The 22,005-nt window shown below is 35.9% G+C and carries 20 protein-coding genes; 12 read left to right on the top strand and 8 right to left on the bottom strand.

From position 1 onward, the window contains the following. Positions 1-68: 68 nt before the first annotated feature. Complete coding sequence (locus BLR36_RS11660) at positions 69-1,529, top strand: carbon starvation CstA family protein (RefSeq protein WP_093061909.1); 1,461 nt, start codon at positions 69-71, stop codon at positions 1,527-1,529. Between the two features lie 164 nt (positions 1,530-1,693). On the opposite strand, the gene BLR36_RS11655 is transcribed toward BLR36_RS11660, so the two are convergent. From BLR36_RS11655 to BLR36_RS11645, 3 genes are all read right to left on the bottom strand, one after another. Beyond that, on the bottom strand, positions 1,694-2,572 hold the full coding sequence (locus BLR36_RS11655; protein WP_093061908.1) for a DMT family transporter: 879 nt from the start codon (positions 2,570-2,572) through the stop codon (positions 1,694-1,696). A gap of 257 nt (positions 2,573-2,829) precedes the next feature. Then, positions 2,830-3,648 carry a purine-nucleoside phosphorylase gene (locus BLR36_RS11650; protein ID WP_093061907.1) on the bottom strand — a complete coding sequence of 273 codons (819 nt, stop codon included), beginning with the start codon at positions 3,646-3,648 and terminating at the stop codon, positions 2,830-2,832. 132 nt (positions 3,649-3,780) lie between these two features. Continuing rightward, on the bottom strand, positions 3,781-5,514 hold the full coding sequence (locus BLR36_RS11645) for a methyl-accepting chemotaxis protein (protein ID WP_093061906.1): 1,734 nt from the start codon (positions 5,512-5,514) through the stop codon (positions 3,781-3,783). Between the two features lie 261 nt (positions 5,515-5,775). Here BLR36_RS11645 and BLR36_RS11640 point away from each other — a divergent pair, with 261 nt between their 5' ends. Further along, entirely contained in the window at positions 5,776-7,089 is a 1,314-nt protein-coding gene (locus BLR36_RS11640; RefSeq protein ID WP_093062050.1) for a GHKL domain-containing protein, read from the top strand. A 78-nt stretch (positions 7,090-7,167) separates the two neighbouring features. Here BLR36_RS11640 and BLR36_RS11635 read toward each other — a convergent pair whose 3' ends face one another. Next, the gene (locus BLR36_RS11635; protein ID WP_093061905.1) at positions 7,168-8,319 is read right to left on the bottom strand and encodes a 2-methylaconitate cis-trans isomerase PrpF family protein; all 1,152 of its coding nucleotides are present in this window, start codon (positions 8,317-8,319) and stop codon (positions 7,168-7,170) included. A 115-nt stretch (positions 8,320-8,434) separates the two neighbouring features. Here BLR36_RS11635 and BLR36_RS11630 point away from each other — a divergent pair, with 115 nt between their 5' ends. Both BLR36_RS11630 and BLR36_RS11625 read left to right on the top strand, forming a co-directional pair. After that, positions 8,435-9,310 (top strand): LysR family transcriptional regulator, encoded by an 876-nt coding sequence (locus tag BLR36_RS11630; RefSeq protein ID WP_093061904.1) that lies wholly within the window; start codon positions 8,435-8,437, stop codon positions 9,308-9,310. A 134-nt stretch (positions 9,311-9,444) separates the two neighbouring features. Next, positions 9,445-10,761: a CitMHS family transporter gene (locus tag BLR36_RS11625; RefSeq protein WP_093061903.1), complete on the top strand. Its 1,317-nt coding sequence runs from the start codon at positions 9,445-9,447 to the stop codon at positions 10,759-10,761. Between the two features lie 11 nt (positions 10,762-10,772). Here the strand turns inward: BLR36_RS11625 and yyaC are convergent, their stop codons facing one another. Continuing rightward, positions 10,773-11,354: a spore protease YyaC gene (yyaC, locus tag BLR36_RS11620; protein WP_093061902.1), complete on the bottom strand. Its 582-nt coding sequence runs from the start codon at positions 11,352-11,354 to the stop codon at positions 10,773-10,775. A 72-nt stretch (positions 11,355-11,426) separates the two neighbouring features. Here yyaC and BLR36_RS11615 point away from each other — a divergent pair, with 72 nt between their 5' ends. Continuing rightward, positions 11,427-12,554: an MFS transporter gene (locus BLR36_RS11615; protein WP_093061901.1), complete on the top strand. Its 1,128-nt coding sequence runs from the start codon at positions 11,427-11,429 to the stop codon at positions 12,552-12,554. Between the two features lie 62 nt (positions 12,555-12,616). Here the strand turns inward: BLR36_RS11615 and BLR36_RS11610 are convergent, their stop codons facing one another. The 3 genes from BLR36_RS11610 to BLR36_RS11600 are packed head-to-tail and all read right to left on the bottom strand — an operon-like array spanning position 12,617 to position 15,456. After that, on the bottom strand, positions 12,617-14,332 hold the full coding sequence (locus tag BLR36_RS11610) for a GMC family oxidoreductase (protein ID WP_093061900.1): 1,716 nt from the start codon (positions 14,330-14,332) through the stop codon (positions 12,617-12,619). A gap of 45 nt (positions 14,333-14,377) precedes the next feature. Further along, complete coding sequence (locus tag BLR36_RS11605; RefSeq protein ID WP_093061899.1) at positions 14,378-15,139, bottom strand: gluconate 2-dehydrogenase subunit 3 family protein; 762 nt, start codon at positions 15,137-15,139, stop codon at positions 14,378-14,380. A 59-nt stretch (positions 15,140-15,198) separates the two neighbouring features. Then, complete coding sequence (locus tag BLR36_RS11600; RefSeq protein WP_093061898.1) at positions 15,199-15,456, bottom strand: hypothetical protein; 258 nt, start codon at positions 15,454-15,456, stop codon at positions 15,199-15,201. A gap of 282 nt (positions 15,457-15,738) precedes the next feature. Between BLR36_RS11600 and tatA the strand changes: the two genes are divergently transcribed. The 7 genes from tatA (at position 15,739) to BLR36_RS11565 (ending at position 21,948) form a co-directional block, all read left to right on the top strand. Then, complete coding sequence (tatA, locus tag BLR36_RS11595) at positions 15,739-15,942, top strand: twin-arginine translocase TatA/TatE family subunit (RefSeq protein ID WP_175454060.1); 204 nt, start codon at positions 15,739-15,741, stop codon at positions 15,940-15,942. A 131-nt stretch (positions 15,943-16,073) separates the two neighbouring features. Continuing rightward, positions 16,074-16,451, top strand: coding sequence for a PH domain-containing protein (locus BLR36_RS11590; protein ID WP_093061896.1), 378 nt, complete (start codon positions 16,074-16,076; stop codon positions 16,449-16,451). A 15-nt stretch (positions 16,452-16,466) separates the two neighbouring features. Further along, positions 16,467-17,072: a histidine phosphatase family protein gene (locus BLR36_RS11585; protein WP_093061895.1), complete on the top strand. Its 606-nt coding sequence runs from the start codon at positions 16,467-16,469 to the stop codon at positions 17,070-17,072. A gap of 118 nt (positions 17,073-17,190) precedes the next feature. Next, positions 17,191-18,606: a VWA domain-containing protein gene (locus BLR36_RS11580; protein ID WP_093061894.1), complete on the top strand. Its 1,416-nt coding sequence runs from the start codon at positions 17,191-17,193 to the stop codon at positions 18,604-18,606. A gap of 151 nt (positions 18,607-18,757) precedes the next feature. Continuing rightward, positions 18,758-19,882 carry an NADH-dependent flavin oxidoreductase gene (locus BLR36_RS11575; protein ID WP_093061893.1) on the top strand — a complete coding sequence of 375 codons (1,125 nt, stop codon included), beginning with the start codon at positions 18,758-18,760 and terminating at the stop codon, positions 19,880-19,882. A gap of 292 nt (positions 19,883-20,174) precedes the next feature. Further along, on the top strand, positions 20,175-20,900 hold the full coding sequence (locus tag BLR36_RS11570; RefSeq protein WP_093061892.1) for a 3-ketoacyl-ACP reductase: 726 nt from the start codon (positions 20,175-20,177) through the stop codon (positions 20,898-20,900). A gap of 247 nt (positions 20,901-21,147) precedes the next feature. Continuing rightward, positions 21,148-21,948, top strand: coding sequence for an NUDIX domain-containing protein (locus BLR36_RS11565; protein ID WP_093061891.1), 801 nt, complete (start codon positions 21,148-21,150; stop codon positions 21,946-21,948). Positions 21,949-22,005: the final 57 nt, after the last annotated feature.

Genomic DNA, 22,005 nt, shown 5'->3' with positions numbered 1-22,005 from the left:
ATTTTCGAATATTTAATCTAAACTAATTACATAGGGGAGAAAAAAGAGATTAAAAGAGGGGGATTCACATGATTACATTTTTTGGTGCAATTATATTATTAATTATTGCCTACTTTACGTATGGGAAATTCATTGAAAAGATATTTGATCCTACAGATGCTCGAAAAACACCTGCATATGCAAATGCAGATGGAGTCGACTACGTTCCGATGCATAAACAAAAAAATGCGCTCATTCAGCTTTTAAATATAGCTGGAACAGGTCCAATATTTGGACCAATTATGGGTGCTTTATTCGGACCAGTAGCTTTCTTATGGATTGTGTTCGGAGCAATTTTTGCAGGAGCTGTGCATGACTATTTAACGGGTATGATTTCTATTAGAAACAAGGGTGCCCATATTCCAGAGCTTGCTGGAAAGTTCTTAGGTAATGTTTCGAAACATATTGTAAACGTTTTCGCTTTATTGCTTCTTTTATTGGTCGGAACTGTATTTGTGACGACGCCAGCTTCATTACTAGCCATTTTAATGGACGGTAAAGTTGCACTATGGATATTGATTACAGTTATTTTTATTTATTATTTCTTATCTACGATTCTTCCGATTGATAAAATTATCGGTAGACTTTACCCATACTTTGGCGCAATACTATTGATTGGTACTGTTGGAGTTGGTGTTGCTTTACTGTTCTCTGATTATAAAATTCCAGAATTGTCGTTAACGAATATGCATCCTGATAATGTGCCGATTTTCCCGATTCTATTCTTTACTATTACTTGTGGTGCACTATCTGGTTTCCATGCGACGCAATCACCAATTATTTCTCGAACAGTCGAAAAAGAATCCCAAGGTCGTTATGTATTTTATGGCATGATGATTACGGAAGCTGTCATTGCGATGATTTGGGCTGCTGCGGCAATGAGTTTGTTGGACGGACAAACTTTAAGTGAGTTTATCAAAACAGGGACACCTTCTGCAGTTGTCAATGAAGTGTCTATGACCTTATTAGGAGCTATTGGTGGAACAATCGCAGTACTAGGTGCAGTCGTACTGCCGATTACTTCAGGTGATACAGCTTTCCGTGCTGCACGTTCGATCATTGCAGATTACTTAAAAATAGATCAGAAAAAAATTGCAAAACGTTTGATGATTGCAGTTCCATTGTTTGTTATATCGGCTGCTCTAACGCAAATTGACTTCAACATTTTGTGGAGATACTTCTCTTGGGCAAACCAAGCGACAGCGGCAATCGCCTTATGGATTGCGACGATGTATTTGTTCATTAAAGGGAAGAACTATTTTGTGTCTCTAGTCCCAGCACTCTTTATCACTTATATGGTTTTTGTCTATATCTTAAATGCTAAGATTGGATTTAGCTTAGACTTGAAGCTCTCATTCTACGGGGGAATCGTATTAACGGTTATTTTGACAATCATGTTCTTTATTAAGGCAAAAAATAATAAAGCGAATAAGATTGAAACGGATGTTGTTGTGGATAATGTAGACGTGAATAACAGTAAAATGGCTTAAGAGCAATTTTCATTGGAAACTTCTTTCTTACCTACAATCAACTATGACAGCAAAAAAAGAGTGGTCCCATGGGATCACTCTTTTTGCATATATGTCAGATTACTTCAGTTAGAAACTGTCACTTTAAAGTCGTTAAAATTTTCATCTCTTTCCTAGCCCTATTGTTACGTTTTATTTTTCGTTTGAAGTGATATGGAAACGCCTATTACAATCACAAAAGCGCCAATAAGTTGTAGAAGTTGGATGCTCATACCTAATAGGAGTAGACCGAACACCATTGCAACGAATGGTTCAAGGTTTAGCAAAAGTGCAGCTTTTGTAGCACCAACTTTATGAATAGAGTTATTCCATAAATACGTACATAAACCATGCATGATGATTGCAGTAATTATTAGTAACAACCAATAGGAGAATGGTACCGAGAATATAATATTGGTTTTATGCCAAGGTACAAAAGGTAGTATACCTATTAAACCGAAGACATTGCTATACCAAGTGATGCTTGAAGGATGTATTGTTTTCGATAAATGTTGTACAAATACTAAAAACACTGAAAAAGAAAGCATCGTTAAAGTGATTAATAACTCTCCTTTACCAAAGTTTGGTACTAGAAAAGATCCTTTTGTAATGACTAACCACACACCTATTAAAGCAACAAATGAGCCAATCCAAAATTGAAGTTTCTTTCTCTCATTAAAATAATAAGAGGAGAGTAGAGCGGTTACTATTGGTGATAAAGCGAGGATTAATGCTGCGGTAACTGGCTCCGTATATTGAAGGCTTGCGTAGAAACTCCACTGGTTTAATGATATTCCTACAAAACCAGCTACAGCTAACCATATATAGTCATGGAAATTAAGTTTTTGGTTTTTTATATTTCTAAATGTCATAAAAAATAGGAATATAAGAATAAATATTAATCGAATAAATGCAATGATGCTTGGATCAAATACATCGACTAAAATAGAGCCGAATACGAAATTGCTTCCCCATGCAATAACGCAGAGTATGAGAATGAAATAAATAAACCACTGTTTGTTCATATATATTAATGTATCTTCCTTTCTTTTGGATAAAACTCGGAAAGAGAATTACATTCTTTCTGGTCTATTCTATCACAGAAATAGCCATCCTTTAGACTCTGCTAACATTTGCTATTACTTAATGTAGAGAGACAGATTATATAAATTCTCGGGTAACGGGTGCTAAAGGAATTGAAACATCCTTTCTTCGCTTCCTTTCAGCTATGGTAGCACAAAAAAGAGTGATCCGTTGGACCACTCTTTTTTAAACTATCTATTTAAATCTCTTCCAAAATTCCTTTAACTAATCCAACAAATTTAACTCTAACTTTCCCAGCAACGTCAATTACTTCCTCGTGATTTAGTGGTTGATCTAATATTCCGCTTGCCATATTCGTTATGCAGGAAATACCAAGTACTTTCATACCACCGTGGGTTGCTACAATTGCTTCTGGTACTGTTGACATACCTGCTGCGTCCGCTCCTAATGTGCGGAACATACGGATTTCTGCCGGAGTTTCGTAAGTAGGTCCACTCCACCAAGCATATACTCCTTCTTGCAATTGCATGTTTTGTGCATTCGCTACCTTAGTTGCTATACTACGTAGCTCTTTGTTATATACCTCTGATAAATCAGGGAAACGAGTTCCTAATTCGTCATTATTTGGACCAATTAATGGATTGCTCCCTACTAAATTAATGTGGTCCGTAATTAACATTAAGTCACCTGGCTTAAAACTTGTATTCACGGCACCACAGGCATTTGTAATAATTACATTTTCTATACCAAGTGCTTTCATGACACGTACTGGGAAGGTTACTTCATCCAAAGTAAAACCTTCATAATAATGAAAACGGCCTTTCATAGCAGCAACTATTTTTCCATTTAATTCACCAATAACAAGTTCATTGGCATGACCTATAGCTTCGGACTTTGCAAAGTGAGGAATTTCACTATAAGGAATCTTGACCGGGTTCTTAATCTCATCAGCAAGTGTCCCTAAGCCTGAGCCTAGAATCATTCCGATCACAGGACGGTGGTCTGTCTTACTCATTATGAAATCTCTAGTTTCTAAAATATGTTCAATGTTGTGCATCCATAATTCCTCCTTGAAATGGTACCTAAAAAATACACTAATTACGTTGTATTTAAAAGTTTAATGGAGGAGAGGAACATTGTAAAGAAACTACAAAGTAATTGAATAAGACGGCCTGGTACATATAAATACTTAAATCAATTTAAAGTCGGAAACAACATCTTGAAGTTTCTCGGACATTTCTGCTAAAGATCGGGAAGCTGCCGTAATTTCAACCATGGATGCATATTGTTCTTCAGCAGCAGCTACTACATTTTGAGTGTAGTCGGTTGAATTTTCTGTAACATCTTTTGTGTTGTCTACTTCATTTACAAGAATACTTGTATTATGATTTATTTCTTGAATTTCTGCTGAAATTATCGATAATTTATTATTTATTACACTTACATCAGTTGCTATTTTTTCAAAGGTACTTCCAGCGTTGGAAATGAAACTCATACCAGTCTCTATTGCTGTTTTTCCTTCGTTCACTGTTTGAACAGTATGTTTGGTATCGACTTGGATTTCACCTATTAAAGTAGATATATTTTTAGCTGCCTTTCCAGATTCCTCGGCTAGTTTGCGTACTTCGTCGGCGACAACTGCAAATCCTTTACCATGTTCACCAGCTCTTGCTGCTTCAATTGCTGCGTTTAATGCAAGTAAATTTGTTTGTTCCGCAATACTAGTAATCACATTAATAATTTCACCAATTTCTTGTGATTTACGTTCAAGCATTACCATTGCTTCTGTTGTAACTGTACTCTGACTGTTGATGTGTTTCATTTGTTCTACTGTTTGCGTAATAACATCATTGCCTGAAAGGGATACTTTAGAGGTTTCAATAGAAAGATCATTTACTTCCTGTATATTCGATGTTATTTCAGTAATGCTAGTTGAAATTTGACTAACAGAGTTTTTAGCTTCCTCCATACCAAATAACTGTTTTTCTTGACCGGAAGAAATTTGCTGAATGGAAACTGTAATTTCCTCTGAAGCTCTACTAGTTTGTTCACTACTAGCAGTAAGTTCTTCAGATGTTGCTGCTACTTGCTGTGCTGAGCTAGAAACGGAATCAATAACTTCTTTTAAATTTGACGTCATTGCGTTTATTCCGGTAGCCAAATCTCCAAGCTCATCTTTATTTTTAATCTGAATATTTTTGCTGGATAAGTCTTGTTGAGCGATTTTTTTTACGTTTTCAACGATTAACTGTATCGGAATTGCTAAATGTCTTGAAAATAGCACAATAACAATAGTACCTAACAAAATACTCACAGCTAGCGTAATAATTAGCGTTTTAAGTATTGAGTTTGTACCCTCGTTAAAGGCTTCCATATAGGTACCGGCACTAATCACCCAGCCCCAGTTCGGGTCTAAAGCATTATAAGTAACCTTTGTTGCTGCAGTATCTGGCTGATTTGGTAGGTCCCATTTATAATATGTAAATCCACCACCATTTTGAGCTACTTCTATGATATCTTGTACGATGTATTTTCCATCAACGTCTTGGGTTTCCCAGGCATTGGTTCCTTCTATAGTAGGATGCGCTATTTCTAGTCCATCTTCACCATAGGCTACAAAGTATCCATTCGCACCTAAATCTACGTTAGACGATATCGTACGTTTACCATCACTTTGTAAATCCCCGATTAAATATTGTTTTACTTTTTCCTGTGCGTCATCAAGGGAGATATCCCCGTTCTCAACTGCATAATTCATAGAATCAATTAACTGGAGTGCCATTTCCACTCCGTTTTTAAGTGTTGTTTCCCCTAACTCATCCAAGTTGTTTTTAGCCGAAAAATAACTGCTTACACCAATTGTGATACTTGGAATAAGTAATAAACAAATGGAAATAATGAATAGCTTTGTCCGTATTTTCACTGTTAAATCCTCCCACTTTGTAAACCTCAAGTAATATTTCAATTGCTTATTAATGTCAAATATTCACCTAAAAAATGTATTATTGACTCTATTCTGATTATCGACTAGAACTTTATAATCTTTAGTATTTAATTTATTGGTAAAAAAGTACTGTTAATTAAGCTTTTTGGCATTTACTATTGTATAATTACATTATTTACAAGATAATTGTCGAATAATCTACTTTTAAAATAGAAATAAGCTAAGGAAGTACGTATGTATATGAAAAGTCATAAAGTAAAAATAATCTTTGTCTTATTAATTGTTTTATTACTCTTTTTTTCCACTATAAATGTGTATATCTCATACACAAGAATGAAAAATACAGTCGAAGAATCAATCGCAAATCAAAGTTTAAAAGCAGCTCAGTCAATTGCTTCCTCTATAGATATCGAAACGTACCAGAAATTTTTAAGTGAACCAGGGAAAAATGAATACTATCAAGCAATTCAAAACTATTTGATTGATGCACGTGAAAAGCTAGATGCGTTATATGTTTACACACTAGAAATTGATAATCCTAAAGTATCTAAAACAATGATATTGGGTTACTCCGGCAAAATAGATAGTTTGATGGATTATCCGATTGGCGAACCATGCACAGTCCCGGCAGAACAAGTCAAACTAGCCTATGAAGGAAAGACATATGTAACTGAAGTGCTGAAGGATCCCGATTACGGTGACTATTTATCTGTCGGTGCACCTATAAAAAACGAAGAAGGCAAGGTACTTGGTTATTTAGGTATCGATATTAGTGCAGATTCGATCAATCAGATTAAAGAGACCGTATTGAAAAGAAATATTTTAAATTTTGTATTTAATGGTGTTTTTATTTTCATCGTGATAGGTTCTTTTGTATTTATGCAGAGATGGTACCGAAGAGAGGTCGCAAAGGAAGTAGGATACACGGAGATTACCTATCAAACAGAAATAAAAACATTAATAACCTCTGTTTCTTCGTTACGACATGATTTTTCCAATCATATTCTAGTTTTACATGGACTCTTAAAAATAGGGGAATCGGATAAGGCACTACAATATGCATCCTCCCTTTTTAAAGAAGTAGAAACGATTGAATCCATACAACCTGATATTGAGCATCCGGGGCTTTCGATTTTGTTACAAACAAAGAAGGTCGCGGCACTAAATCATCGGATTGATATGGAAATAACGATTTCGCCCGTTACATTCGATCGTATAAAAACGACAGATTTAATCATTGTTTTATCAAATTTAATCGATAATGCAATGGATGCAACGATGGAATTGCCAGAGGCAGGGCGGAAAATAACGATTGATTGTTCGTCAAATAATACTCATTATTTGTTTAAAGTCACGAATACTGGACCTGAAATTCTCGATAAAGAATTAATTTTTAAACGAGGGCACTCAACAAAAAAAGAAGAGCTAGGAAAAGATAGGGGTCAAGGCTTATTTATCGTGAAGGAAGTCGTAAAAAAATACAACGGGAAAATTTCAATTGAATCATCGGAGGATTTAGTTACAACGGCTGTGGTGGAAATACCTCTAAAGTGAATTAGTTCACTATCACAATGAAATAATCCCCAACGAGTAGAAAAGCCAGCGTTTCCATATGGAAATGTGGCTTTTCATTTATCTGTTAAAGACTTTATATTCCATTTCTAATGGAACACTTGAATAAGCATTCTTTGTAAAAGCATAACCTTCCATTATTTTACGTGCTGTTCGGATAACTGTGATACTTTCAATCTTACCGAAACTTACGACAATTTTTGTCTGCATTACTCCAGCGGGATGACCTAAGCGTATTATTTCTTTTCTCAGACCTATTATGTCTTTAAGAATAGTTTGCTGTGAATAAATAGCAGCTGAAGTACAAATAGCACCTGTAATAGCTAAAGCACCATGAGGTTTTTGCATGGACATCATTCGGATAAGTAAATCATGTTGATCAGCCTTTTGTAAGCGACCAGACATATCCTTATAATTAGTAGGAGCAGCAACAACAGTCATTTTCGGAACTGCAGGGGATTTTAAAGTTGCTTCTTCTTTAGAGCAAAACCCACATAGTTCTGCTGCAATACTACGGATTTCTTCCAGCATAGCTAGCTGCTCATCGGTGTATTCATTCGGAAGTTCGATACCAGTTAAGCCGACATCTTGGGCATGTAAAAAAACTAGTGGATTGGCAAAATCAACAATAGATATCGATAGCTGCTTTCCGCGCCAAGTAATCGTATCAATTGGCGAACCAGTTGGATAAAGCTTAGAGGTAACGGCACCTTCTGCATTTTTAAAAGATAAATAAATGGGGGATCCTGTTCCGGGAACACCAGGTATTTCAGTAGAACCCTCTGTTATTACATGTCCGTTTTGTACCTCGACTTTAGAAATAATACATTTATTCGTATTTGTATTTAAAATAGTGACACGGGTTAGAGGAGAATAAGCAGGGACTAAACCTTGTTCAATAGCAAATGGTGCAACAGCAGATGATATATTTCCACAGTTTCCTTTAAAATCAACGGTCTGTTGAGTAATGCTGACTTGTGCAAATGTATATTCAACATCAATTCCCGGAATAGTGGATTTCTTAATAATGGCCACTTTGCTAGTTAGCGAATTTGCTCCTCCTAGACCATCGATCTGCTTTTGGTCAGGGCTCCCCATTAAGTCCATTAAAAAGTCTTGCCATTGATCGCGACTTGTTGGCATATGCTCTTCTAGAATAAAAATTCCTTTGCTAGTTCCTCCACGCATAATTGTAACTGGAATCTTCATCATTTTTCATTCCTCCGATGTCTTTGTCTATTTCCATCCTATGGGAGGATATGTTATAAGTAAAATAGATATATTTTTAATTTTTTCGAAAAAATATTTTATAAAGGAATGATATTTGGTGGATGAGAAAGATTGGATTTCGTTAATTGTTATTAGTGAGGAAAAAAATTTAAGTAATGCCGCTAAGAAATTATACTTATCACAGCCAGCGCTTACTTATCGTATGAATAACATTGAAGAACGTTTTGGAGTAAAGATTTTTTACAAGATTAGGGGAGGAATAGAGTTTACAACAGAGGGAATCTATTTGATTAAATATGCGGAGGAAATGATGGCGCGTCTTAAGCAAGTGCAAGACGAAGTGCTAAATGTTAATGGTGAATTACGGGGTGTTTTGAATATTGGTGCGTCAAGTAATTTTGCTCAATATAAGTTACCTCGTATACTGAAGAGATTTTCGGAATATTATCCGAGCATACAGTTTAAAGTACATACTGGATGGAGTAAACATATAATGGATTTGTTAAATTCATCTAGTGTTCATGTTGGGATAATGCGTGGAAACTACGCATGGCATGGTACTAAAACATTACTACATAAAGAAAGATTATGCTTAATTTCAAAACAGGAAGTTGATTTTGAGGAAATTCCTACTTTACCTTTTATTCAATATAAAACGGATTCGTCTTTAAAAGAATTAATAGAGGTTTGGTGGCATGATCATTTTCAAAATCCCCCTAATGTCACGATGGAAACAGATCGCCAGGAAACATGCAAAGAAATGGTGAAAAATGACTTAGGAATATCAATTTTACCTGAAATTTGTTTAAGAAAATCGGATGAGTTATACCGATATGAATTAAATTATCGAGATAAGGAACCAGTTATTCGAGATACATGGGTCCTGCATAAAGAAGAGGTTATGAACTTGAAAATTGTTAAAGTATTTATCGAGTTTCTTCAAACATACGAAGAAGAGGAAAGTAGATTATAAGTTTTTTTGTAGATAAATCTAAAAAAATATATATTTTACTTATAAAAAGAAATATATTAACCTTGTAAATAGTTTCTGTTGGAAAATTCTTATTTTTCATAATGTAAGCGATTTCTAAAAAGGGGTGGATATATATGTTAACATTTTTAGGTTTATCGATGGTTATTGTATTTACAATATTAATCATGACAAAAAAGTTATCACCAATAACTGCACTTGTGCTTGTGCCTATTGTTTTTGCTCTAATGGGAGGATTTTATAAAAATTTAGGTACGATGATGCTAGATGGGTTAAAGGTTGTTGCACCTTCTGCGGCATTATTACTATTCGCCATTTTGTTTTTCGGGGTATTAATAGATGCTGGATTATTTGATCCTTTAATTCAAAAAATGCTTAAAGTGGTAGAAGGGGATCCATTAAAAATTGTTGTGGGTACTGCCTTAATTTCTATGTTAGTTGCATTAGATGGAGATGGAACTACTACACATATGATTACTATTTCAGCAATGTTGCCACTGTTTTTACGCATTGGTATAAACCCGCTCATTTTAGGTACAATCTCTATGCTTTCCGTAAGTGTAATGAGCGGAATGACTCCTTGGGGAGGACCTGCTACTAGAGCTATTGCTTCTTTGGGATTAGATGCCAACGAGTTCTTTATACCAATTTTACCAACGTTATTTGGTGGTATGCTATGTATTTTAGGTATCGCTTTTATACTCGGAAGAAAAGAAAGAAAAAGATTAGGTGTTCTTGTACTAAAAGAGAAAGAAATAAAGAGCTGGGGTATGCCCGAATTGGCATTATCAGTGGAAAGTGCGGACCATTTGAAAAGACCACAATTCATTTGGTTAAATTTAATCTTAACTATTTCAGTAATGGTTGTATTAGTTTTAGCTCTGTTGCCAGCTCCAATCCTATTTATGATAGGATTTATGATCGCTTTATTGATTAACTATCCAAATTTAGATTTACAAAAGGATCGTTTAGATGCACATGCAAGTAATGCCTTGACTGTTGTTACACTGGTATTTGCTGCTGGAATTTTCACAGGGATATTTTCGGGTACTAAGATGGTAGATGCGATTGCCATGTCGTTAGTGAATATTATTCCTGAGTCTGTAGGTTCATTTTTCCCATTAGTAGTTGCTATTACAAGTTTACCGTTTACATTTGTATTATCGAATGACGCTTATTATTTTGGAGTTCTGCCTATTCTAGCGGAAGCCGCATCGGCTTACGGTGTAAGCCCACTTGAGATTGCAAGAGCTTCAGTCTTAGGGCAACCTGTTCACTTTTTAAGTCCATTAGTTGCATCGACATTATTGTTAGTAGGTATGCTAAAAGTAGATTTAGGGGATTTTCAGCGCTATGTTTTTAAGTGGGCATTTGTATGTTCAGGTGTTTTAATTATAGTAGCACTACTAACAGGAGGAATTACAATATTTTAAAAACAGTCCTCTTAGATATTTTGTCTAAGAGGACTATTCAACTGAGACCAAGTTATTAACAAATGTGCAGTTGCTCGTGACATGTTCATTACATGAAATAAGCGCGTATCATTTAGAAAATGTGCGGGATAGGTTGGGACGGAAGTATTTACAAACCCTTTTATGTGCATATTACCAACTAGTGGTAGCTCATTTCCTATTGCTGATCCAGGATGAATGGGTCCATCGTATAGTTGTATATATCCTATCTTAGCCGGTTCACCTAAACTAGCATCAATTCCTATAATAAATGGATTCTCATAGTGATTAATAATCTTATTAAAAGTATCCTCTAAATTAAATGCGTTTACAGGATTTTGTAGTGTACCATACACTTTATATGGAAAATTGTTTTCTATTAAAAAAGTACCAACCATTGGACCGAAAACATCTGAAATGTTTTTATCAGATCCAATACATAAAATGATAATTGGCCGCTCTGATGTAACTTCGAAAGTAGCATTTTTAAAAGTGTATGCAGCTTCATAGATAGCGTTTTTTTCTATGAAATCAAGTGCCTTAAATTTAAATAACGTCATTTGTGGTTTTTTCATTAAATTTAATTCCTTCCTTTTAATAAGTATGCTTATTAATTGTTTTAAATAAAGTTTCAGGAAGTGATACTTATGAAATTACGGGGCATTTTATTGCTTATTTTTTTGTTTCAGACAATCATAAATGCAACAAGACCGGTCATAACATTATCCGCAGATGAGTTTGGAGCATCTATTGTCATTATAGGTATCTTAACATCATCATTTGCATTATTACCAATGATATTTTCCATTCATGCAGGAAAAGTAATTGATAAATTCGGCGATCGATTTCCAGTAATTTTTGGTTTTATGGCAGCAATTGCTGGGATGGTAGTTCCGGCAATATTTACTGCGATATGGGCGTTATTTGCAAGTCAATTATTATTAGGACTCGCGAATATTTGTATTCCTATTGCTTTACAAAACTTGTTGGGACATCAATCTAACGCTAAAAATAGAGATTATTTTTTTAGTATGTTTAGTCTTTGTGTAGCTTTAGGGGCTGTCATCGGCCCATTGGTCGGTGGTTACCTATCAGAGCATGTATCTTTTCAGATGGTTTATATTTTTTGTATAGTGATAGGTATTATTTCTGTTATATTTTCATTCCAAATTTCAAAAGTTACCCAGAAACCTACCGGATCACCTTCAAAATTAATAGATTCATTAAAGCTATTTGAGAATAAATTCATCCGAAAAGCATTGTTTTCAAGTGCTCTTGTATTATATTCCAAAGATATTTTTGTAGCATATTTCCCCTTGTTGGGCAAAGAGTTGAATTTAACTACTTCTACAATTGGATGGATTATAGCTTTACAAGGATTAGCAACGATGTTTGTTCGCTTTGTATTGCCGAAACTATTAGAAACTTATAAGAGGGATACCATTTTGTTTTTGTCTATTTTAATCGCGGGAATTACTTTTCTACTTTTACCCGTAAGTCAGTCGGTGTATTTAATCGCTTTGTTGGCCATTCTAATGGGCTTAGGCTTGGGCTGTGGTCAACCAATTTCAATGACGACTACCTATAACGCTTCACCGCCTGGTAGGACTGGGGAATTATTAGGACTTCGTATAGCGACAAATCGTTTTTTCCAGTTAGTGGCCCCCACTTTTTTCGGTGTCATTGGTGGCTCTGTAGGGATAATAGGAATCTTCTTATTTAGTGGTGTGTTCTTAATAGGTGGATCGTTATTTTTTAAAAAACAAGAGGAGTAATGGAATAGTATAAAGAAAATGAAAGAGGCTCTCCCATACTTGGGACAGCCTCTTAAAGCGATTTAAATTAGTGATCCGCCTTTTTCCATATACTTCAGAATACCTTCAGCCGCACGGTAAGATAATGCACCTACTGTACCAGTTGGGTTGTATCCAGCATTTTGTGGGAACGATGATGCACCTACAACAAATAGATTTTCGACATCCCACATTTGTGAGTAATTGTTGACTGCAGATGTTTCAGGATCTGCACCCATTATTACACCACCAGTATTATGAGTGGATTGATATTCAGCAACATTGTAAGGCCCAAGATCTCCACTAACATCAACATGATTCGCACCCATTTCTTTAAGGATTTCTCCACACTTCTCAGCCATAAACTTCGTCAACTGACGGTCTTGTTCTTCGAAGTCAAAAGTAATACGAACTAATGGATCACCAAAAGCGTCTTTGTAAACAGGATCTAGGTCAAGGAAATGTTGTTTATAGGCCATGGAAGCACCTTCACCACTTACAGTTAAAGAAGCATTTGTATATTTTAGGGAAGCATCTTTAAACTCTTTACCCCAAGATTTTGTGCCTGATGGAACTTGGTTGTTGGCAATAGGTCTTTGTCCAGTTTGACCAAGGATAATCATCCCACCGTGGATAAAGTCTAAATCAGAGTGATCGAAGTTATCTCCGTTGAAATCATCGATAATCATACCTAAACCACCGGCTCCTGCAAAGTTGTTGAACTTGTGGTCATCAAAGAATCCAGTTGCTCTACCTTTACGAATTTGGTAAGCATAGTTTTTCCCGATTACTCCAGTTCCAGTAGTTGGATCGTATGGTCTTCCGATTCCTGAAAGTAATAGAAGACGAACGTTTGTAAATACATAACCTGATAATACGACAACATCTGCTGGTTGTTCGAATTCTTCCCCAGTAGTTAAATCTGTGTAAAGAACTCCAGTAGCTTTTCCGTTAGTGTATAAAATACGACGTACTTCAGAATGTGGACGTACTTCAAAGTTACCTGTAGCTTGTGCAACTGGCAGTACAGTTACGCCAGGTTCTGCTTTTGCTCCATATTCACAGCCGAAACGCTCACAGAATCCGCAATATTGGCAAGCTGCTCGAGAGATTCCATCTGGATTTGTATAATTTTCCGATAGATTGGCAGATGGTTGTACATACGGATGGTAACCCATTCGTTTTGTTGTGTCATCAAATAACCGCATAGCTTCTGTTTTTTTCATCGCTGGAGTAGGGAAGGGGTTAGAGCGTTTTCCACCTAGGGGATTGTCTTCACCAGAAATCCCTGCCATTTTCTCGTATTGATCATAATAAGGCTCGATCTCATCGTATGTAATACCCCAGTCTTGGATAGTCATATCCGCAGGTATTTTATCTAAACCATATTTTTCAATTGTTTTACTACGTAGTTCAAAATCATATGGAAGGAAACGGAAGTTTTGGCCATTCCAGTGGGCACCAGAACCACCAACACCAACACCAAGTAAGAATGAACCATAAGATCTCATTGGAAGAGAGCGCATTTTGTCATTATTACGGAAAGTAATTGTTTCTTTAGAAAGATCTTGCATCATTTCATGGCGTACTGCATATCTAAGTTCGTCATGGGCCATGTAATAATCTTCAGTTTTTCTCTCTTTACCACGTTCTAATCCAACAACTTTTTTGCCTTTTTTTGTTAGCTCAGCTGCGATGATACCAGCGGACCAGCCTACACCTATTGTGACAACATCTACTTTAGGTAATTTTGTTACCATTATTATTCCTCCTCTAACGTCAAATACTATATATCTGCGATACTATTAATGTTTGTGCTGAGAATTTAATGCCATTGGCTCAACTACAGTAAATTCTTTTTCAATAATATTTACGAAGCTCATCTGATGACCTGGGAAGTTTTTCATTTTCCAACCTTCCATATTTGCATTACCACCGTATAGTGGATCAGCATATGCACCCTCAATTGTTGCTGTTCTTAGAACTCCGAAGAAATGTGCAGAAGATGTTCCTCTCAGTTCGACGTTTCCATCAGCAAACTCGGATAATATTGCATCTTGTTCTTCCTCTGAAAGTTCGATGAAAGACTTTTCATATGTTTTTAAGCTTTGGTCTTGAATTCCTTTTAAACCAATTTGAAAAATTTGTTGTCTATTTTGACGTCCTTGGTAACCTTGGGTATCTGCTCCTTCGAAGAAAGGGCCTGATGTATATTCTTTTGACCCCATGCCCCAAGCACCTGCTAATTGATGGTCAATATAGTAAGCAACAAGTAATTCTTTCGCACCAGGACCGTTTTCATCTGCAGGGAAAATTCTTTCTGCGGCAGCTTCGGTAATGCGATATTGATCGGGTGTGAAATACATTAAAGCAACGTTTGGGTTAGAATTAGTACCCCCAGAGTGCTCGTTTGTATTAGTTGGTGTATTTTGTTTATCATTCACTAAAAGACTACCTAGTGCTCCTCCTAATACAACTCCTCCAACTGTTAATCCTGAATTTTTGATAAAAGTACGTCTAGAAGATTTTTTATCTAAAATGGCATTACTTTTTTTCTGTTCTGACATAATATTACCTCCACAATAAAATAATTTGAGAATATTAACTAGGTAAATATTTGATGAAATTAATGGACAATGGAATGCCAGTTATACACTACTGAGTACAGAGCAGTAAAAACTAACAATGATGCAATAAAGAACAGATATTTTTTTCCTGTCCAACAAAAAACAATAATTGCTAAACCAATACCTGCACCTGCTAAAGCAAACCACGGAAAAGTATTATTATAGAAGAAAAGAGCTAGTGCAAAATCCGCTACAATAAACAAAGCAAATAATAATTGATTTAACATTTTAAGTTCTTCCAAGTTATATTGTGTCACGTTTGTTCTCCTTTTACTTATAGTAATAAACTACTTTATACTAATTATTAAAATATAATTATACAAAACAACCGTTCTAAGTTTACTCTATTTATATCTTGATTTCTAGACAATATACAAAGTAAAATAATATAAAATATTCAGAAAACTTATTACATTTGGGCTTATTTACAAATTACATAGAAGGGTGTATTGTGTAAAAAGTGTAAAATAAATAATTTGATGTATATTAAATTTGCCAATGGACTATAAATAATCTAGCAACCAAATGGAGGAATTATCATGCCAAATATCGGTGTACCAGGACTAATCATTATTTTAGTGATTGCCTTGATCGTATTCGGACCATCTAAATTACCGCAATTAGGTAGAGCGGTGGGACAAACATTAAAAGAATTTAAAAATTCAACAAAAGATATTGTCGACGAAGTAGCGGAAGAGTTTAAAGTGGATGATCTAAATACGGAAGCTAAGAACAAAAACTAATAGGACGAATTTACGGTACCAATTTCATTTAGAAGTTGGTATTTTTTTATTTTAAAAATTTGCACCTAATAGCAGGATTTCTCGTTACTGTTATTGAATGGATAATATAATATACTTTAGGAGGAATTAGGATGGGAATTTTAGATGGATTAATGGGGAATGCATCAGAGATTGAGAATGACAAAGTAGAAAGTGAATTAAAGGAATTACTTGCTCCTGCTGAAAAGGTAGAGCATGCATATAAGCTTATACGGGATTTGATCGTTTTTACGGATAAACGTTTACTGCTTATCGATAAACAAGGAATGACCGGGAAAAAAGTAGAGTATCACTCGATTCCTTATAAAAGTGTTGTGCATTTTTCAATCGAAACAGCTGGCACTTTTGACATGGATGCGGAGTTAAAAATTTGGTTATCTGGAAGTGCTGTACCTATACAGAAAAAATTCAATAAATCATTGAATATATACAAGGTTCAAAGTGTATTAGCAGAATATGTGATGAAGTAAAGTGGAGGTGTTCAAGTGGAGTTACTGATCGTTAGACATGGGCAGTCAGAAGCAGATTTGTTAGGCGTGCATGAAGGAAGAGCTGATTTCCCTTTAACTAAATTAGGGGAGCAGCAAGCAATTGTTATGTCTACATATGTAGCGGAACACTTTCCACCTGACCTCATCCTTGCTAGTCCATTATTGAGAGCAAAAAGCACTGCCGAAACACTACAAAAATTTGTGGGCTGCGACTTGCTCTTAGAAAAAGACTTAATGGAATTTAACAATGGTGTGCTAGCAGGTCTTTCAAGAGAGGAAGCTAGGGTAAAATATCCTCTTCCGCCCTCAGGAAGACCCATACATATTCCGATCGAACTGGGTGAATCAGCATTAGAGTTTCGCTTCCGAGCAGAAAAAATTTTTCACCAAATTCTACTAGATTACCAGAGCTATAACCGCGTGGCAATCGTATCTCACGGAGGGCTCATATCTCATTTCATAAATGCTTTCCTAAAGCAACCAAATACAAGTGAATATGAATTTGCAACAGGAGATACCGGAATACATCTTTTAGATATAAAAGAGAATAAAAGAATTATTAAATTTTTAAATAGACAGGAACATCTAAAAAGGTGTTAGGTTGATAACCTAGCACCTTTATTAATTGCCTCCAACAAACTCTAGTCGACGTTTTTTGAAACAAATACGGATCAGGTACGTATAGGAACTAATGGCAATAGAAGGAGGGCTAATATAGATGTATAGAAAAATAATTCCAGTTGCTTTACTCGCTTTGCTTTTCTCAGGCTGTAGCGAGAGTGAGGAAGCAGAAGTTACAAAGCAGGACGAGGAAACAATGGTAGAAGAAAAACAAACGAATGAGAAAACTGACTCAAAAGAAGCAGATCTTAGTGTAATCGACCAAATAGTAATTCCTACAACGATAGAAGAATGGAAGAATACAGAGCCCGGGTTGTTCGCACTTGACTACACAATAGATCATGAAACTTCTAGCTGGCCCCAAGAAGCTAGGGATTTAAATGCAGAGGAAAAGAAAGAGCTAAAAAGTGTGATAGAGGTAGCAGATGACACAGATACGATGTACAAGGCGTTACGTTACTACTTTGGAAGCCATGTATATAAGGATTTACTAGAAAAGCAGATTAACTACGCTGCAGTTATGAACGAGCCGTATTTGCCAAAACCGACAAAGGAGTTTGGGGAAGAGGGAAATAATCAGGAGGCAGCCCCGACAAAAGCTTTTCTGTTATTGGATGCTAGCTCAAGCATGCTCCTTCCAGTAGATGGTAAGGAGAAAATGGGGATTGCTAAAATTGCAGTTAAGCGATTTGCGAAAACTTTAGGAACAGACAATGAAGTCTCGCTTTATGTGTATGGACATGCTGGAACACAGGAAAACAAGGATAAGGAACTTTCATGTACGAAAATAGACGAAGTATATCCATTACAAAATTATAAGGAAGAAGAATTTAATACTACGGTTGATGAGGTGGCTGCAAAAGGATGGACACCACTAGCAGCTGCTATTCAGACAGTCAACGAAGCAAGCAAAAATGTGGAAGGTCCTTTAACAGTTTATATTGTTAGTGACGGGGCGGAAACCTGTGATGGGGATCCGGTAAGTGCAGCACAAGAATTTGCACAGGATAACGAAAATCGCAAAGTGAATATTATTGGATTTAATGTGGATCAAAAAGGAGACGACCAATTAAAAGCAGTAGCTGAAGCCGGTAATGGGGAGTATATTTCTGCTGATAATGGCGAAGAACTAAATAATAGTATTGAAGATAAATGGGTTATCCCAAGCATGACAGATGTAGTTTGGATTAAGCATTCTGGTCCTAATGGTTTTACTGTAGGTAATGCAAAGTATGCAATAGGTCAAATGTCTATGAAACTTAGTAATGCAGTCAATATAGAAAGTAGCCGCTTTAAGAAAATGATCCAGTTATTAGTTGCAGAGGAATCGATTACCTCGGAACAGGGAGAAGAACTTAACGAAAAGGTCAATCAGCATTCAGATCAACTAAAGGCAATAAATACACAACTAAGAGATGATAAAAACAAAGAAGTCGATGACGAATACAATCGTATTCATCAAAAGATTGACGCTTGGGTTAAGGAAATAGAAAAAATAAGATCGGAACAATAAATAATCCCTATGTAGCATACTATTGTGGAATAGTGTGCTACATAGGTTTTTTTATATGGCAGATTGTTGGCAGATTATTTCTAACTTCTGTAGTATTAATAGTGATAATATATTGTCCTTCTTAGGAATGGCTAGTAAAGGAGTTAAGAACATGAAACAAAAATATGATAAGATTTTTAAAGAATTTACTTTTCCATCAGGGGTAGAAGTAAAAAATCGAATAATGGTTGCTCCAATGACTCACTATTCCTCTGAAGATAATGGAGAAGTTTCTGAAAGAGAGCTAGCGTATTATAAAGAGCGAACTGGGGGAGTTGGGACATTCATAACTGCCTGTGCATATGTGACTAAGGAAGGGAAGGGTTTTCCGGGACAATTCAGTATTGATGATGATAAATTCATTCCAGGATTAAAAAAGTTAGCGCAAACTATTCAAGCAAATGGAACAAAAGCGGTTATACAGATTTATCATGGAGGCAGACAGTCTCCGCCACAATTATTACCAGATCAACAGCCACTTTCAGCTAGTGCTGTTGCTGCAGAACGCGAAGGAGCAGCAACACCAAGAGAAATGACAGTGGATGAAATAAATAAAACAATCCAAGCTTTTGGAGATGCTACTAGACGAGCAATTGAAGCTGGCTTTGATGGGGTAGAAATTCATGGTGCGAACACTTATTTATTACAACAATTCTTCTCGCCTCATTCAAATAGAAGAGAAGACCAATGGGGCGGTTCCCTTCAGAATCGGATGAATTTTCCTTTAGCTATCGTAGATTCTGTCAAGAAAGCAGTGAAGGAGCATGCAAAAAAACCGTTTATCGTAGGTTACCGAATATCTCCTGAAGAGGGTAGTAATCCAGGAATTCAATTGGACGATACCCTTCAATTTGTCGATAAGCTTGCAGATCAGGGATTAGACTACTTACATGTTTCTGTTAATCATTTCTGGAATGGCTCCTTCCGTGAAAAGGATAAAACAGAGTCAAGAATTGTTAAGATACATGAAAAAATAGGAGATCGTACTCCGATAGTTGGAGTAGGTTCATTGCATACAGCAGATGAAGTAGTAGAAGCACTTGAAACAGGTATCCCCTTCATAGCGCTAGGTCGCGAATTACTGATGGAACCGAAGTGGATTGAGAAAGTCCAAGCAGGTGAGGAAGATCAATTACGTAAAACTCTTTCTAGAAATGCACAAGAAGAATTAGTGATTCCAGATCCATTATGGGACAGACTGATGAATGTGAAAGGCTGGTTACCAGTCGAAGATTAAAAAAGAGCCGGGAAAAGTTATCATCACTTTTCTCGGCTCTTTTAAAACAAAATAGTAGTTAAATTAACATGAAGTGAAACGGATGGCTAGAAAATGGTTGTGTGGAATCACCAATGGAGATGTCTAGGCAAATTCTACTGTTAATGGTGACTGGAACTTCGACATTTATTAATAAAAATATGTCTGACAAATAATGCAAAAGGTATTTTGACATTAATAGTGAAGTTGACTAATTGGAGTTTTCCATTTTATAGGGCTATGATTAAAAGATAAATCCAAAGGAGTTGCTAAAATGGGACAATCACTAAAAGGTAAAGTAGCATTTGTAACGGGAGCAGGTAGAGGTATTGGAGAAGCTATCGCTGTAGCTCTAGCAAAAGAAGGAGTAAACGTTGGCTTACTTGCAAGAACAGAGGAAGCGTTAAAGGAAGTAGCCCAGGAAATAGATGACTTAGGTGTTAAAGTGGCTTATGCACCAGCAGATGTTTCTTCACTAGAACAAGTGCAGCAAGCGATAGAGAAATTAACTGATGAGTTAGGAACTGCTGATATATTAATAAATAATGCAGGCATTGGTGGCTTTGAGAAGCTAGTAGATACGGATCCAGTAGAGTGGAAAAAGATTATCGATGTTAACTTAATGGGTACTTATTATGTGACACATACAGTACTTCCCCAATTGATCGAAAAAAATGGAGGAGATATTATTAATATTTCTTCTACGAACGGATTAAATGGAGCGCCAGGTTCCAGTGCTTATAGTGCATCTAAATTTGGTGTTATTGGACTAACCGAATCATTGGCTCAGGAAGTTCGTCGGAATAATATACGCGTGACAGCATTGACGCCAAGTACAGTAGTCACTGAACTAGCTACTAAATCAGACTTAGTTGATAAAGAAAAAGTGGAACAATTTATGCAACCAGAAGATATTGCTGATTTCATCGTTTCACAATTAAAATTGAATCCTAGAATTTATGTAAAAACAGCCAGTTTATTAGCGACAAATCCTTTCTAATTAAGTAAGACCAGACCCATTACCGTTTTTTAGTAATGGGTCTTTTTTAATTACTGGAATAACCTTCAATACTTACATTAAGTAAATATAGTTGAATAGCCTGAAGAAGGTACTCTCAATCTTGCTCACTATTTTTCGATATTAAAAAAATAATATAGACAAATGCCTTGCAATTTAAAAAATTCAAGCGTAATATATAATTAACAAATAACAAACTGTTAATTAAATGAGGAGGGTGGTTAAAATAATGGGGAAATACAAGTCGGAAGAAGAAATGCTAGAAAACTACAATCCAAACAAATATAAAACGCCAGACGGATACACTAGCGATATTGCCGTATTTACCATCATTTCTACCGAAGTAGAAAAGCACAAACCGCCAGTGAAAGACTTGAAGTTGATGTTGATACAACGAGCAGAGAAGGATGCAGAAGGAGAACCAAACGTTGAAGGTGGGAAATGGGCATTACCTGGTGGGTTTGTCCAACCAGATGAAACTGCTTTTGAAGCAGCCTCTCGGGAATTGGAAGAGGAGACAGGAGTAAACAATCTCAAGATTAAACACTTCGGTACCTACGATAAACCTGGACGTGACAAGCGTGCTTGGATTATCTCGAATGCCCATTATGCTATCGTACCTGAAAACCAATTAGTCAAACGTAAAGCAGCTGATGATGCATCGGATGTACAATTATTCACCTTAGAAGAAATCGGTCAGTTAGAACTAGCTTTCGATCACAAACAAATAATTGAGGATGCTATTTGGATTATAAAAAAAGATATGGCACTCACTACATTAGCAAAGAACTTCTTACCAAAAGAATTCGTGTTGTCAGAATTACAAGGTGTTCTACTAACTGTATTGGATGACTCTTGGATTAAACTGGATTCTCAGTTTTTTAGAAAAGCACCATCTTTACCATTCATTGAAAAAGTAATGGTTAAAGGCGAGCTGAAAAAATCTAATAGATGGTCAAAAAACAAAGCCCAGCTATATAAATTCACAGACTTCGAGCCTTTTGTTTCCATCTATAATGCAAACTATTAATTTTGTCCAATTTATTGATTAACAGTTAAAAAATTATAATTAACTTAAATATAAAGG

Origin of the sequence: Psychrobacillus sp. OK028, assembly GCF_900103605.1 — a bacterium.
Taxonomy (GTDB): Bacteria; Bacillota; Bacilli; order Bacillales_A; family Planococcaceae; genus Psychrobacillus.
The sequence above is the reverse complement of the archived record's forward strand: the minus strand, read 5'-3'. Positions and strand labels throughout refer to the sequence as shown.